This is a genomic window from Paenibacillus alkaliterrae, from assembly GCF_021532375.1.
Lineage (GTDB): Bacteria > Bacillota > Bacilli > Paenibacillales > Paenibacillaceae > Pristimantibacillus > Pristimantibacillus alkaliterrae.
The window spans coordinates 1-14,404 of record NZ_JAKGAP010000062.1 but is presented as its reverse complement, the minus strand read 5'-3'; the positions used below and the strand labels follow the sequence as shown (position 1 = coordinate 14,404).

Genomic DNA, 14,404 nt, shown 5'->3' with positions numbered 1-14,404 from the left:
GTGCTTATTTGATCCCCGAATGCGCCATGGTATCAATCACTCTGCTCTGCATGAAAATAAAAATAATCAGATTGGGCACGAACATGATCAATGCGGCAGCCGCCGCTATACCTTGACCGGCAACTTTATTTTCTAAATTGCCCGTGAGCGTTGTCATATAGAAGGCGAATGTTCTGAGCGTTTCCTTATTCATGTAAATTTCCGACGTTTCCGTGTTGTTCCAGGCCATTTGAAAAGCCAATATGGAAACCGTCGCCATCGCGGGCATTATAACAGGGACAACGATCTTTCGGAAGATCGTGAAGTTAGTGGCCCCGTCGATCGACGCGGACTGAATAATTTCATTCGGAATTTGATCCACGAACTGTTTAATCAAAAATAATCCTACCGGCATTGCCAAAACCGGAATAATATGGCCGAGAAGGTTATCCGTCAGCCCAAGCGTATCTACAACAAAATAGCGAGGGATCGTGACGGCCGCGGAAACGAACATCAACGCAATGATATTGGCTTCGAACAAAACCTTCTTCCATTTGAATTCCAGCTTGGAAAGCGCAAAGCCGGCCATGGCGCTGATCGTTATACTAAGAAAGACGACGCTGCCCGTCACCACGATGCTGTTAAACAGAAACCGGGTCATCGGGATGACCGTTACACTCGTGACATTAAACAAATCGTAAAAGTTTTTGAACGTCGGATTTTCTACAAAAAACCGCGGCGGATACAGAAACAGCTCACCGATCGGCTTTAACGACTGCGAGAACATAAAAATGATCGGCAGAATCATAAAAGCGGATAAGGAAATCAAGAACAGGTAAAATTTGAATTGGCTTTTATGCATTCTTGTCGGGTTGACTTTATTTCCATGAAAGGAACTCATTGATTTAACTCTCCTTCCCTAATCTTTTTCCGCGAACAACCGCCAGCATACTTTGGAAAGGCCGTATACGATCACGAGCAGTACGACGGAAACCGCTGACGCGTATCCCATGTCATAGCGAATGAAACCGTAGTCGGCGATATGGTTGACGATGACCTGTCCGGCATATTGCGGCGTCGGATTGGCTCCGGAAAGCGTGACGCCGATGTCGCCCGCCTGAAACGTTCCAACAACGGCCATGACCGCACCGAACAACATTTGCGGCTTCATGGAAGGAATGGTAATATACCATACCTCCTGCAGCCTGTTTTTGATGCCGTCGATATAGCCGGCTTCGTACATCTCCTGATTAATGTTCAACATGCCGGCAAGCATCGCAAGGAATCCAACCCCCATGCTGTTCCATAACGTGACGGCGATCATGATATACATCAAATAATGCGGTGATTGCATCCACTGAATCGGCTCATTAATGATGCCGATCCCGATCAGAATGCTGTTCAGATAACCGGAACTATCTCCGCTGAACACAACAAGCCAAACGACGCTCATCGCCACCGCAGCGGTCATGGATGGAGAATAAATAATAAGCGTCAGCACCGATCTTGAACGTTTCGGAATTTGAGCCAGCAGCCAAGCCAGCCAGAACGATAATAGATATCCTCCCGGCCCGACGATCAAAGAAAACTTAAACGTATTGGGAAGCACGTACATCATGAAAACATTGTCCTGGGTCAACAGATTCACATAGTTTTTCAAGCCGATAAATTCAGGCGGTTGAATGGTGTTGAAATACGTAAACGACAGATAGATCGCCACGATAACCGGTATCACGATGAAACATGTAAAGGTCAGAACGAACGGCCATACAAAAAATAGAGCCTCAAGTTCTCTGCGCACGCTTTTCTTCATTGCCATTTTCACTCTGTATCACCTCTTGCCCCGGTAATTTCCTCAATGGTGGGCACTTTAAGTTTCTTGATGACTATGCCGTCTTTCACATAGCCGAACTCTTCCAGCTTCTTCATGATTTCACGGTTTGCAAGCACCACGGCATCCTCGATCGTTTTTCGAGGGTTTTTCCCGTCGAATACGACCTTGTTCCAAGCATTGCTGAGCTCTCTGTCCAGCATATAGTCACCCGGTATATGAGGAACGTCCTTCAACCATTTCCATTGCTCCTGAATGACCGCCAGATCTTCCTCCGGCCACGGGAGCTGGCCGAACGCTTCCAGGTTAGCGCTGTTCCAGCGGTAAGTCGGTCCGTAAATCGTCTCGATCAGATTGCCGAATTCGGCCTGGACTTCCGCCGATGTCCACCATTTGACAAACTCCCACGCCTGCTGCTGTTTGTCGCTGTCTTTGAACACGACGACCCCTTGTCCGGTTCCCGGCGCCCAGCGGGAAATTTCGCCTTTATCATTCTCAATTCCCGGATAAGGAGCCATTTTCCACGAACCGCTAAGTTCCGGCGCGGCTGTCGTTAATTCCACATACGTATTGTAATTGGAGATGCCGATCGGCAAATTACCGTCCCTGAAATGATTGTAGAAATTCGGGATTTGAAGCGGCATATTATAAACGGTAAAAATTTTCGTCATCCATTTGAAGCCTTCAAGCGCTTCATCGCTGTCCACCGCCGATTTCGTGCCATCCGCGGAGAACAATTCCCCGCCCTGCTGATACAAGAAAGGTGTCGTCAAATTAAAGGATTTCATCGCGCCGGATTCCGCGAGCGGCACATAAAAATTCATGCCGTACCGCTGCAGACTTGGGAGCGTCTGCAGCACATCTTCCCATGTTTGCGGCACTTCCAATTGCAAAGCATCCAAAATGTCTTTCCGGTAATAGAGCACCCAGAAATTTTGCGTCTCCGGCAGCGCATACACGCCTCCGTCGAACATAAAAGGCAGCATCGCTCCCGGCGAAAACCGTCCGACAACCTGCTTGTAATCCTCATACTGGCTTAAATCGGTCAGAGCGCCCCTTAGCGCAAATTCATAAGGGGTTTTTTCGTTCACGCCCAGCGCCGCATCCGGCGAGTTGCCGGATGCGCTGGCCAAAATGAGCTTTTGTTCATTCGGCATGAGGGAGAAGGATACCTTGATGCCGGTTTTGGCCGTAAACTGCTGGTTGGCCATCTGCTGCATCAGCATGACATACTGCCTCGGACGGTTCACCCAAATTTGCAGCGACTCTTCATCGGCCGGGCTGATCTGCGTATAATCCTTCGTAAACGAAGTATAGAAGTTTTGGGCTACGGACGACATTTTTTTCCACCAGCCGGCTTTGGCCTTTGGCAGCTTCTCATCCGCATACACATAAAATTTATCGATTTGAATCGGCTGTTTCGGCAGCGTAAGCATCATATCCCCAAGCCTCTGGGTCACCGAACCCGATCCTTGCGAGATTTCATCGAATCGAACGGGAATGGAGGACGGCTCGCGGGCAAGTCTTTCGAGCTGCTCGGCCCCGATTAACAGATTTCTCGCCTCGTCGGGATTGCGACCGCTCAACTCGCGCAAATAATGGTACTCAGCGCGCATTTTAGCTGCAATCCCATTCAGCTCTTCGGTAATATTCGGCATTTGTTCGGTAATGTCCCAGTCCCGGTATACATCGAGCGTATTTCCGGTAGCCATTTTGATTTCCAGGCTGAGCGCGTTAAGCTCTTCCATGACCTCTCTTACGGTTTGAATCACCGGTTGATAAGGAGACGGATTGGCGATCATCGTCAGCTCGTGTTCGCCCTCCGTCAAATAAAATTGGAACGGTTCCCCCTCGCTATTTGAGAGAATCTCATTCTCCCAATCGGAAGCATAGGGGAACGAATAGGCGGCGGCTTCCTGAAACGGAACCTCGCCGTCAATCAGAATTCTACGAAATACAGGCATGTTGATTTTTACATATTGTGTATATTTAAACGCCAGATTATAATAACCGGATTGCTTCACCTTGATTTTCCAGGTCACGCTTTGTCCGCCCTGATCCCAGCTTTCTCCCCCCATCGTATTCAACGATATGAGGGATTTCCGGTTCGGCGTGACATTGACGTCGGCGCTGGCCATCGCCTGGATGTAAGAATCGGATTTCACAAAGGGTTTCTCCGCTTCATAGGTTTCAAGGACTTTCATGTCAGCCGATGCCGCAGGATGGCTCTGCAAATACGCTTCATAGGAAGCATACACTTCCGGAGAAGCGACGCTAATCCGTCCGATGAGCATCTCCTCGCGGATATGAAGCAATTTGATGCTGTTGCTGCCTTTCTTCAAATAAAATTTCAAAGGCTCATCATACAAATAGCTCGCATCGGTCAGGTGCGCGCTCTGCCAATCGGATACTTCGACCTGTTTCGAAAACACTTCATTTCCAAGCTCATCCGTCTGAAATTGATCCGATTCATTGGCCCACAGCCGTGGCAGCACCATTCTTCGCGCCTCGAAATACGGATATTCACCGTTGATTTGAATGCCTCTTTCCACCGGCGTGATTTTGCCGGGGAGTGCAAAATAATCTATTTGAATTTGGTAAAGTCCGTCATTTGGAACGTTTACCGTGAAATTGATTTCCGGAGTCAGTTCATTCGACCGTACAACCTCTTCGTTATATCCATGCGATTCCGAGATCGGCGTTAATGGTGCTTTGCTGCTTCCTGCATACAACTGATTAGGATGAATGACCGTTTGAAACGATTGCGCATCGGAATAACCTGCTTCTTCCCACTTCCGGATCACTTGCGTATAGTAATCCTCCGTCACCTTTTGGCTCATGGCGTCTTCTTTTTTGTCCGCATCCGTCGCCTGTCCGTTTTGCTCCGCTTCCTGATCGGATTTACCGCTGTTTTTGTTAAACAAATCGTCCAGCATGCTTTTTGTATCGCTGCTTGCATTGGCCTGGAGAATTTGCGGTTGATAGGTTGTGAAACAGGTCAACAGCATACAAATGATTAGTATGAATGCCGGCGTTTTTCGCTTCATATTTTTTACTCCTCTTTGAGGTGAATAGTCCAAAACCGGGTAAAATAGTTGTTCTCTCCCCTGAAAAAGGGGAGAGAACAACGTTCTGCCAATAGGTTTTGTTACTCCACTTTACTCAGTTGGTCCACCGCAGCTTTATACGTATCGTTCATTCTCTTCTCCATATCCGCTGCAACGTCTTCCAGTTTTACTTGGCGCTCGTTGATTTGTTTGAAGGTTTCGTCATAAATACCGATCGCATCCATGTAACCAGGCAGATACTTGATCGGATCGACAAGACCGTCAGGTATCATGGCGATCAGATCTTTCATGCCTGCAGGCATGTCCGCTCTGCCCAGGTAAGCGTTCCATACCTCTTCATCATTGATGAGCGGAAGGGTGGCGCCAAGCGGCCATTCCGGCTTCATTCTTTCCATCCAGCCTTCTTTCGAGTAGGTAAGCCATTTCACAAATTCGAAAGCCGCCTCTTTATGTTTGGAGCTCTTCGAAATCCCGACATAGTCTGTGATGAGCGGCAGTCTCTGTCCTTTTGAGCTTGGAAGCGGTCTGATATCCCATTTGAAATTGGCATTTTGAATATTCCCGCTAATTAACCATGATCCATCATATGCCATACCGATTTTTCCAAGCATCCAAGGCCATTTATCTTTTCCGTACCATTGCTCTTTTTCTTCCTCTTTATAGATGTCCAAGGAAACCTTATCGGAGTAGAGCAGTTCATCGATATAAGAAACGGCTTCTTTAAAGGCAGGACTAGTGAAATTATACTTCTCGCCATCCCATGTATTCCATCCTAGATTCGGATCGAATGCGGAGGGAATGGTTTGACGCATCCCATTGAGATTAACCATGCCGAATTGACGATCGTTGTACTTCGTTAATGCGATAGCTGCATCGCGCATTTCTTCGACAGTCCAGTTTGCCGATGGAACCGGAATGTTCTCTTTCTCGAACAGATCCAAGTTCAAGAAAACACCGAACATAAGGAGAGAATGCGGTAGCGCGTATTGTTTACCGCTATAATTCGCAGTGTCATTCAGATTTTTGAACGTTTTTCCATCCTGGAACTCCAGATCTTTTTCCAGATACGGCGTCAGATCTTCAAGCCAACCGTTGGCAGCCGCAACCGGAACGCCGAACGTCCATGTTACGTCGGGAAGCTCGCCGGCAGCCGCTACGGCAGCCAGTTTCTCATTCCACGGCCAAGTTACAGCCGGATCCTTCTCGATCTTGATGTTCGGATGCGTCGCTTCAAACGCTTCTTTGATGCGCTGTACATCCTCATCCCCCATCCAAGTACCCCATTTGAGCGTAACCACTTCTTCTGGCGTTTCCGTTTTGGCGTTTTCATCCGCAGCTTTATTGTCCGGCGCTGCAGCAGGCGGTTGATTTTGATTATTTTCGGCATTGTTAGCTTTGCCGCAGCCAGCAAGCACAAGAGTCATGCTCATAACAATTACCAGTAACAACGTGAACGTCTTTTTCATTCTCGCATCGAACTCCTTTTTTATTAAGAATGTCTCTGTTTAACAAAAAGCATGAATTTTCTCTCTCTCTTTTCCTTATTCTTCTTTTTACAGCAACCCGCCTATTCTGTTAAATGCGTTTCATTCCTTTGAAACATCACCTCCCCACAGTTTCGAGAAATGTATAACAATAATTGAAACGTTTCGAATTTTGGATTAGATGGATCATTCTTTTTATTCAAAACGCTTAGGTGATTTACCATTTTTAATTAATAGTGATCGTATAAGGCTTATGTAAACCCTTACATATGTCAAAGCGCTTTTTCGAAACGTTTCACTTTATATTAAGAATTTACCACACGGCAACTTTGAAATCAATAGCTTTTTTTATCTGTATTCATCATCATTACAGCTGCAAGGCAAGCGATTCGGACATCGAAACTACCTCGTCTGCTGTCACTTCCCTGCCGAGACGTCCCGAAATATAAATCCCTTCGCTTATCAGCATGGTTTGCAGAGCGATATCCGCCGTCGGCAGAAGCTCGACCCTGCCTTGAAGAGCGGCGATCCAATGTTGCTGTGACGAGTCATAAGCATCCATATTATCGCGCAAGTTATGCCAACGGTAATCCATTGCACCCAAGTTGAATGTGCTGTCCATTTCCATATCACACATATTCGTATGATAGCTCAGCGGCGTCCGCTCGCCGTTGGCGTATCCCGGAAGTCTGATTCCACCTTGCGAACCGACAATGCTGCTGCCTTCAAAATTATTCATATGAATCGCCCAGGATTCGATGATATCCAGCGTTAAGCCATCCTTGAAGCGTACAAAGCCAGTACCCAGCTCTTCCACATCGAAACCGGAAATGTTATTCCTCCGTTCATCGATTTCCATTTCCTGATATGTGCTGCCCGTAATGGTTTTAACCTCGGGAGTTCCGAGCAAATACAGTATCTGGGAAATATTGTACACACCCATATCAAACAGCGCGCCGCCACCGGCCGTTTCCTTTCTCGTGAAAAACGGTGTCCCGTAACCGTCCACATAAGGCCGGCCGCGGCGTCTGTAGCCGGTTGATCGGGCATGGAACAACTTCCCCAGCTTGCCTTCATCTATTAAAACTTTTGCCGCTTTTGTTTCTTTTGCATACAGAAAGCTTAACTGGATGTGCAGTTTCTTTCCATACTGCTTTGCTGCGTCAAGCATCGATTTGCCATCCGCATACGATCCGGCAATCGGCTTTTCGCAATAGACATGTTTCCCCGCCTGCAGCGCTTTGATCGTTACCGGAGCATGGAAGTTGTTATGCAAGCATACATCTACCGCATCAATGTCATCTCGCTGCAGCATTTCCTCAAAGTTGGTATACGTATGCGGAATATTGTATTTTTCGGCTACATTTTTCAGCTCGGACTCATTGATGTCAGCTGCCGCCACCACTTGGGCCCCGTCGATTGACGCATATCTCTCCAGATGCTCCTTCCCGATCAAGCCGACGCCGATAATTCCTACTCTTATCTTTTGCATAACCGATCCCCTCCGTTAGTTCGATTCGGTATTCATTTGGGTTAAAATTCGGCGGATATTGGCAAGCTGCCATTCCACTTCCACATACTCGTTTTTGCCGGAATGATGCTCCACACTGTAATGCCCGGTGTAACCCGCATCCATCAGATGTTTGATTTTTTCCTCATAACGCGGCAGCACCCATGCGGCAAAATGAGTATGGAAGGCATATTCGGCACAGAGACGGTCGCCGTTCTCTTTATCGACATCCCAATTTTCCAGATGCAATAAAATTCCGAATGCCGGGCTGTTTACCGCTTCCACAAGCTTTTTAATATTTTCCGGAACGCGCGATGTGCCCCAATGATTTTCCGGACCTACCTTGTAACCGCTCTCATTCGCCCGATGAGCATATTCTTTGTACCTTTTTACGGTATACTCAAATTGCTCGCCGGACATCTCCAATTGATGACCGCCCATGTCAATCCGAACCGTTTGCGCGCCCAATATTTCCGCAGCGCGTAAATTATCCAGCGCATTCTTGTAATTTTTGTCCCTTAATTCCTGATCCTCTTCCCACACGTGTGCGCCGTCTACGCATAAATTCGCAAGATGGATATCTTTGCGGTTCATGCTTTCCCTGATTTTGCGAAGATAATCATCCTCGTACGAAGCAAGCATAATGTTCCAAATATCCGCACCGCTCACATGATAACGATATTTCAAGCTCTCCAGATAACTGAAAATATCAATTTCCTTCTGATTAAACATGCCGTGAAAAGAGTAAGACGCGATTGAAACATTCATTTGACCACTCCTTAATTATAATCACAAAACCTCAAGCTTTGCTTCCAATCCTTCGGCGGAATTGGGACCGATCCATACGTTAAACAATCCCGGCTCAACGGCGAATTGAAGCTGTTTGTTCACGAAACCGAGCTGCGCAGCAGAAATCGTGAACGATACTTCTTTACTTTCCCCGGGCTCAAGGAACAGCTTATTAAACGCTTTCAGCTCCTTTTCCGGCCGCGTAATCGATGCTGCCTTATCTCCGATATACAACTGCACAATTTCTTCTCCTGAACGATTTCCGACATTCGCAATTCGCACGCTGATGCTGACACAGCCTTCCACACTCATCTTTGAACTGCTTATACGCATTTCACTGTATTCAAAAGTGGTGTAGCTCATTCCGTATCCGAAAGGATATAGCGGTGTCACATCACAATCCACATAACGTTTCATGTGAGGTCTTCCTGTTCTCTTGGCTGTGTAGAATATTGGAACCTGGCCGACCGTACGAGGGAATGTGACCGTTAGCTTCCCGCTTGGATTGTAATCGCCAAACAATACGTCCGCTATTGCATGACCGGCCTCAGTGCCGAGCTGCCAAACTTCCATGATGGCATGTATTTGCTCTGCTGCCCACGGTACGGAAAGAGGCCTTCCGCTGACAAGCAATAACACGACCGGTGTCCCCGTTGTCTGAATCGCTTTCAACAGCTCAAGCTGCACCCCCGGTAAATCCAGGCTTACCCGGCTATTATTCTCGCCGCTCATACCCGCACTCTCGCCGACGACGATAACGGCCACTTCGGCATTCCGTGCAGCTTCCACCGCTGCGGCAAAGTCTTCCGTTGAATCGCTATCCATGCCATAGCCGCGGGCTCTCTTCATGATAGACTTTGGCGTGCATATCCATATGAGTACCCGCTTTCACAGCTATGCTCCCAGCTTCCGTGTGGGATGCGGCATAGCCATGCTGCACCATTTCATCGACCGATTCCCAGTCGCTGACGACGAATCCTTTAAATCCCCATTCTTTTTGCAAAATATCGGTGAGCAGCCATTCGTTGCCGGTGCAGGGAACTCCGTTTAAATCATTAAAAGCAGCCATCAATGTACCGGCTCCTGCATCAAGCGCCGCTTTAAAGGGCGGAAAGTATGTTTCCCGCAATACCATTTCAGGAACATCGACCGTATTATAATCTCTTCCGGCCTGTGCAGCACCGTAAGCCGTAAAATGTTTGGGGCATGCAACAATCCCCGGCCGATCTTCCCAGTCATTACGCTGAAAGCCCTTCACTCTTGCCGCAGCAATAACGGAACCTAAATAAGTATCTTCCCCCGCCCCTTCGGCAATCCGTCCCCATCTCGCATCCCTGGCGATATCAACCATAGGAGCAAATATCCAGTGTATACCATGGGCAGAAGCTTCTCTGGCGGCAATCGCAGCGGTTTCTTCTAGCAGTTCCGGATTCCAGCTGCATGATTCCGCGAGCGGAATCGGAAATATCGAACGATACCCGTGAATGACATCATCGCCAATAATAAGAGGGATTCCCAGTCGCGACTCTTCAACGGCAATCCGCTGAAGCTCGTTCACTTTGTCCGCTTCTCTAACGTTAAGCAGCGAACCGATCTTACCTTCTCTGATCCATTCCAGATCCGATTCCTTTAATGTCCCGCGCTGGGTCATCTGTCCGATTTTTTCTTCCAGTGTCATTTGGCCAAGCAGCTTCTCAATCTTTTGTTCCGTTTCATCATTTATTATAAAATTGCTTCGCTTCAATTGAGTCATTTTGAGGCTTCACCCTTCTTTTACAGAAAAATGTCGAAACGTTTCACTTTTGTTCCAAAAAAATATTTAATACTATAAATACTATAAATACTTTAAAAGAAATTTTGAAAAGGCAACCGCTTACATTAAGTCGAAACGTTTCTCCTAGAATATATCACCACTTCGTTTTGTTGTAAACCCTTTCTTTCGGATATTTTATTGTTGCAACTCCATTACATAAAGATTTCAATGATATTCGAATCATTTTTCAGTCTCTGCTCAAGCTCTTGCTTGCTTATGAAAAAACCGCCCTGACGATAACGGTTTGCCAATGGTTCTGCCGCCGCAACATGACCGTTTATTACAACACGCTTTGAATCTTGACCAAGATGATAAATGAACGTGACAGAATGCCCCATAAACTTAAAATCGAACTTTAGTCCATCAAAACGATAAGGTAAAACGGGATCAATGACCAGCCCTCCAGCTTCTTGACGCAGTCCCAAGCAATTGGAAATCAATTGGTTCATATAAATGCCAGGACCGCTTGAATAAATACGCCAGCCGCCTTTGACCGGTACTGTTCCTTCGCGTAATTTAATAAATTGTTCCTGCGCTTCATAACGTGTATTGAACTTGCCGTCCGAACTGCTGAAGTAGGCGTTGCTTTGCCGGCGTTCTGCATTCGGTACAACTTCACGGATCTTTATTGGATTAATGATTGCCAAGCCGTTCCATACTTCATCCACTTTTCCGAGCTTTGCCATCGCCTCAACGAAACGAATATGGGCATGGACATATTGAAGGCCAATTTCGCGGCCAAAATTCGCCCCTTGTTCCGCACGTTTAAAGTGAGTGCTGGGGCCTCCGGCATACTTTGCCGGCCGGTCCATTAACCGGACGCCATCCGGGCAATAAAGCTTTTCTTTGATAATTTGATACTGTGATTCTGCCTGCTCAGGCGTTAACAGCTCGCTGATCATACTGCGGGTCATAGGGAGCAAGCGGTAATGAATGCCTGTTTTTGTATCCTCCGGATGAAGCATCAATTCTGCTGTTCCAGGCTGTTCCATATAAACAAAACCGGGAATCACTTCAGTCTGCAGCATGTAGCGATTAAAGTCCGCTTCAATTCCGGAAGCTAAAGCTTGCAATCCGGCTGCTTCACTTGCTTCCACTTCTGCTAAAACATGCGACATTTGACGAATTACTTGATAGGTTAATGCAACGGTCCAACTGCTGACCATGTATTGTTTCAACTGCGAATTAGCGGGTTGAAGCGTATCGTCCCAATCACCGTCACCGTATGAGGACAAATGTGTATCATGCAAGAAATGCTGTTTCATGTATTCAATCTCTTTTTTCGCATGTTCATAAATCGTTGCCGTTTCTTCTGTAAACTCCTTGCTGCTGCGGTTTGTATACGGCACTTTTTCTTGCAAGACACTGTAATCTTTCGTTGCGGCCAAATAATCACCCAATACTTTCAACGGCCAAACAATAACATCCCCGTGACTTTCACCGGCTTGAACCTTATAATAGTTGTCAAACATAAACCACTGCGGCCAATTGCCGTCATCTTCAAATTGATGGGAATAAACCTTTTTTATAATCTCTTTAACCGTGCCATACTTATGTGTCGCCATGAAATACTCCGCAGGTCCCTGGCATACATCCCGGGTTCCCCATGCAGCTCCGCCATATTGTTCAAGTCCGTGCGGCACTGAATAATGGACCAACATGTTGTGCGTATACCACCAGGCAAGGGCATTTACCTTATCCAATTCCTCTGTTGCCGCATCATGCTGCGACAGGTGGAACCCATTCATCACTTCCCGATAAAACTCACGATAGCGTTCTATTTCTGAAGCCATGTCCCGCTTCACAAATGACATCTCCCCACCACGGAGCAAACCTTGAATGGTCATTGTCCACTCACTCGCCGGGCTTAATTCAAGCACGACAAGTGAAGCAGAGCGAGGTACGGCGCCGGGTGCAAGCTTCCGTTCATCCTCTAAAGTCACTTCCGCGCCTTCTACTCGGAGACGATAGCATAGATCCGGGTATGCCATCGCATTCATTGCTGCTGCATCTGCATAAAACGAAATCGTTTGACCTTCTCTTTCCATACGGAACGGCTCTTCGTATTCATTATTAGACATGGATACCTGGTTAGTCACTTGATAACGATAGGCTCTGCCGCTTACGGAACGCACATGCAGCAGAACTTCCGGCGTGTCGATTGTCGTGAAATTCGTGATCACATACATCTCATCAGCGTTTTTGTAATACCAACGCGCATAGTTAAATCCGATTTCAAACATCGACGGCATGGTCAATAAATGATAAATGCCATCCACTTCAACATATATGCGCTGGCCTGATGTTTTCATAATGTTCAGAGCATTGCGGACATTCGTCAGCATTTTATTGAATGTCGTATTGCCGACAACAAGCTGAGAATTGAAAATTCCACACATATAAGATGTCGATGTAAGGATGTTTTCGTTCATTTTATCATTTTGCCCAGTCATTACAATATGACCATGCGGCCGTTCTACAAGCTGCTCTTTTTCTTTTAAAACGACGTGCTCGTGCTTGTCTGTAAAAAATGAAAGCAGAGTTTCTCCGTCCCATTCTTCTTGGCAGCGATTAGGAAAGTATTGGTTAATTTCTTCTTTCGTCATTGAAGCGGTTCTCAGCGGCGCTCCGTATATCGAGGAAATACTCACCTTGTCTAAAGATTGACCTATATTTTTACTTCTAGCTTTCACTTGATCCCATGCATTTAAAACGTCTTTTTCAAACTCTAATGAAGAGACGGCTGCCGGATGATTCTCTATAAATAAACCATAAAAGACAAATTGTGTAGATCCTGTCAACTTCACACGTTCCGACTGCAGCCCCGTATATGCAAATTCGTACTGATATACTTCATTAGGAAGCGTCTCTGCCCATAACACTTCCGGTTGGTTTGTTTCTTTATAAGATAAACCGAAAAATTGGAAGCCATCCGTGGAATAGCCAATCGTTTTCGTTAAAGCCCCTTGTTGTAAATAAGGAAAGAATCCGCTATGCTGCGGCTGATTCTGACGTGAACAGACAACATATCCTTTGTCTTGATCTTCAAATACAGCATGGTCAATATATTGGGATAAGTATGCTTCATTAGATTGGACAGCTCCTTTATTAGCGATGCCTACATCTTGTCCATAAATAACGTCCACTTCCACATCATGCCCATCGACTGTTATATCCCAAAACCAGACCCCTTGTTCAGTCAAGCTGAAGGTAACTTGATAGTGAACCTCATCCACAGTTCCTTTCCATGTGACATGGGATTCAGAATATTGCAATGCGCTCTCTGACTGAACCCCCAGCAGCGGCACAACTTGTATTCCGTCAGCCCGGTGCAACCGCAAGTAAAGATTATTCAGCGCTCCATCAATAGGATTGGAATTCCATTGATTGATCATCATCATATTGTAGGCTGCTTCATAAAGATCACCGCTATTTAAAAATGCAAACCGAAAGTTCCCTGCTTTAATTTGAAATTTTGAATCGATCATCGTTGTCATTATAGTCTCCTTTTGATTTCACTAAGTTGGCGGAGTTGCTGCACCTATGCTCATTGAAACGTTTCGAAAAAATTATAAAAATAATAAATATTTTTCTGACGAATGATTAAAAATAATTCAAAAGTTTTGTCGAAACGTTTCTACAAAGACAATTATACTTTATAATGAAAGCAGTTTCAATTTATTTTGAGAAAAATATTTAATGAAAAAGGGGGAATTAAACGGATCGGCGTTGTGGATGCCGGAGGTCTCTTCCTGCCGACACATCCTGTCAACATGCCTACGATCGGAAACAGCGCGATGGCCTATCCCGTCAAACGAACTAAATCTTTATTACAACCTGCATTCCCGCCAACTCATAACGAGGACGGCGGGGTGACTCCCAGCTTTTGAAACAGCTCGCGCTGTTTTTCGGTGATTTCACCGATTCGCA

The 14,404-nt window shown here is 46.3% G+C and carries 10 protein-coding genes; 1 reads left to right on the top strand and 9 read right to left on the bottom strand.

Annotation, left to right across the window (positions count from 1 at the left end; genetic code table 11):
- Nucleotides 1-4: 4 nt before the first annotated feature.
- The 9 genes from L1N85_RS21235 to L1N85_RS21195 all read right to left on the bottom strand — a co-directional run bounded on the left by L1N85_RS21235 (nucleotide 5) and on the right by L1N85_RS21195 (nucleotide 13,971).
- On the bottom strand, nucleotides 5-880 hold the full coding sequence (locus tag L1N85_RS21235) for a carbohydrate ABC transporter permease (RefSeq protein WP_235241051.1): 876 nt from the start codon (nucleotides 878-880) through the stop codon (nucleotides 5-7).
- A gap of 18 nt (nucleotides 881-898) precedes the next feature.
- The gene (locus L1N85_RS21230; protein ID WP_235241063.1) at nucleotides 899-1,798 is read right to left on the bottom strand and encodes a carbohydrate ABC transporter permease; all 900 of its coding nucleotides are present in this window, start codon (nucleotides 1,796-1,798) and stop codon (nucleotides 899-901) included.
- 2 nt (nucleotides 1,799-1,800) lie between these two features.
- Complete coding sequence (locus L1N85_RS21225; RefSeq protein ID WP_235241049.1) at nucleotides 1,801-4,857, bottom strand: extracellular solute-binding protein; 3,057 nt, start codon at nucleotides 4,855-4,857, stop codon at nucleotides 1,801-1,803.
- A 101-nt stretch (nucleotides 4,858-4,958) separates the two neighbouring features.
- Nucleotides 4,959-6,344: an extracellular solute-binding protein gene (locus tag L1N85_RS21220; RefSeq protein ID WP_235241047.1), complete on the bottom strand. Its 1,386-nt coding sequence runs from the start codon at nucleotides 6,342-6,344 to the stop codon at nucleotides 4,959-4,961.
- A gap of 385 nt (nucleotides 6,345-6,729) precedes the next feature.
- The gene (locus L1N85_RS21215; RefSeq protein ID WP_235241046.1) at nucleotides 6,730-7,854 is read right to left on the bottom strand and encodes a Gfo/Idh/MocA family protein; all 1,125 of its coding nucleotides are present in this window, start codon (nucleotides 7,852-7,854) and stop codon (nucleotides 6,730-6,732) included.
- Nucleotides 7,855-7,869: 15 nt separating this feature from the next.
- Nucleotides 7,870-8,640 (bottom strand): sugar phosphate isomerase/epimerase family protein, encoded by a 771-nt coding sequence (locus L1N85_RS21210; protein ID WP_235241045.1) that lies wholly within the window; start codon nucleotides 8,638-8,640, stop codon nucleotides 7,870-7,872.
- Between the two features lie 21 nt (nucleotides 8,641-8,661).
- Nucleotides 8,662-9,486, bottom strand: coding sequence for a glycoside hydrolase family 3 C-terminal domain-containing protein (locus L1N85_RS21205; RefSeq protein WP_235241044.1), 825 nt, complete (start codon nucleotides 9,484-9,486; stop codon nucleotides 8,662-8,664).
- Nucleotides 9,479-10,414 carry a glycoside hydrolase family 3 protein gene (locus L1N85_RS21200; protein WP_235241043.1) on the bottom strand — a complete coding sequence of 312 codons (936 nt, stop codon included), beginning with the start codon at nucleotides 10,412-10,414 and terminating at the stop codon, nucleotides 9,479-9,481. The genes L1N85_RS21205 and L1N85_RS21200 overlap by 8 nt, the downstream gene beginning before the upstream one ends.
- 212 nt (nucleotides 10,415-10,626) lie before the next feature.
- Nucleotides 10,627-13,971, bottom strand: a complete 3,345-nt coding sequence (locus tag L1N85_RS21195; protein ID WP_235241042.1) for a GH36-type glycosyl hydrolase domain-containing protein — start codon at nucleotides 13,969-13,971, stop codon at nucleotides 10,627-10,629.
- A gap of 186 nt (nucleotides 13,972-14,157) precedes the next feature.
- On the opposite strand from L1N85_RS21195, the gene L1N85_RS21190 reads away from it, so the two are divergent.
- The gene (locus tag L1N85_RS21190) at nucleotides 14,158-14,364 is read left to right on the top strand and encodes a hypothetical protein (RefSeq protein ID WP_235241041.1); all 207 of its coding nucleotides are present in this window, start codon (nucleotides 14,158-14,160) and stop codon (nucleotides 14,362-14,364) included.
- The last annotated feature ends 40 nt before the right edge of the window (nucleotides 14,365-14,404 follow it).

Bases quoted from the DNA above. Each gene is read 5' to 3' on its own strand.
- L1N85_RS21200 (WP_235241043.1), bottom strand. From the start codon at position 10,414: ATGACTCAATTGAAGCGAAGCAATTTTATAATAAATGATGAAACGGAA.
- L1N85_RS21235 (WP_235241051.1), bottom strand. From the start codon at position 880: ATGAGTTCCTTTCATGGAAATAAAGTCAACCCGACAAGAATGCATAAA.
- L1N85_RS21225 (WP_235241049.1), bottom strand. From the start codon at position 4,857: ATGAAGCGAAAAACGCCGGCATTCATACTAATCATTTGTATGCTGTTG.
- L1N85_RS21205 (WP_235241044.1), bottom strand. From the start codon at position 9,486: ATGGATAGCGATTCAACGGAAGACTTTGCCGCAGCGGTGGAAGCTGCA.
- L1N85_RS21220 (WP_235241047.1), bottom strand. From the start codon at position 6,344: ATGAAAAAGACGTTCACGTTGTTACTGGTAATTGTTATGAGCATGACT.
- L1N85_RS21210 (WP_235241045.1), bottom strand. From the start codon at position 8,640: ATGAATGTTTCAATCGCGTCTTACTCTTTTCACGGCATGTTTAATCAG.
- L1N85_RS21230 (WP_235241063.1), bottom strand. From the start codon at position 1,798: ATGGCAATGAAGAAAAGCGTGCGCAGAGAACTTGAGGCTCTATTTTTT.
- L1N85_RS21215 (WP_235241046.1), bottom strand. From the start codon at position 7,854: ATGCAAAAGATAAGAGTAGGAATTATCGGCGTCGGCTTGATCGGGAAG.
- L1N85_RS21195 (WP_235241042.1), bottom strand. From the start codon at position 13,971: ATGACAACGATGATCGATTCAAAATTTCAAATTAAAGCAGGGAACTTT.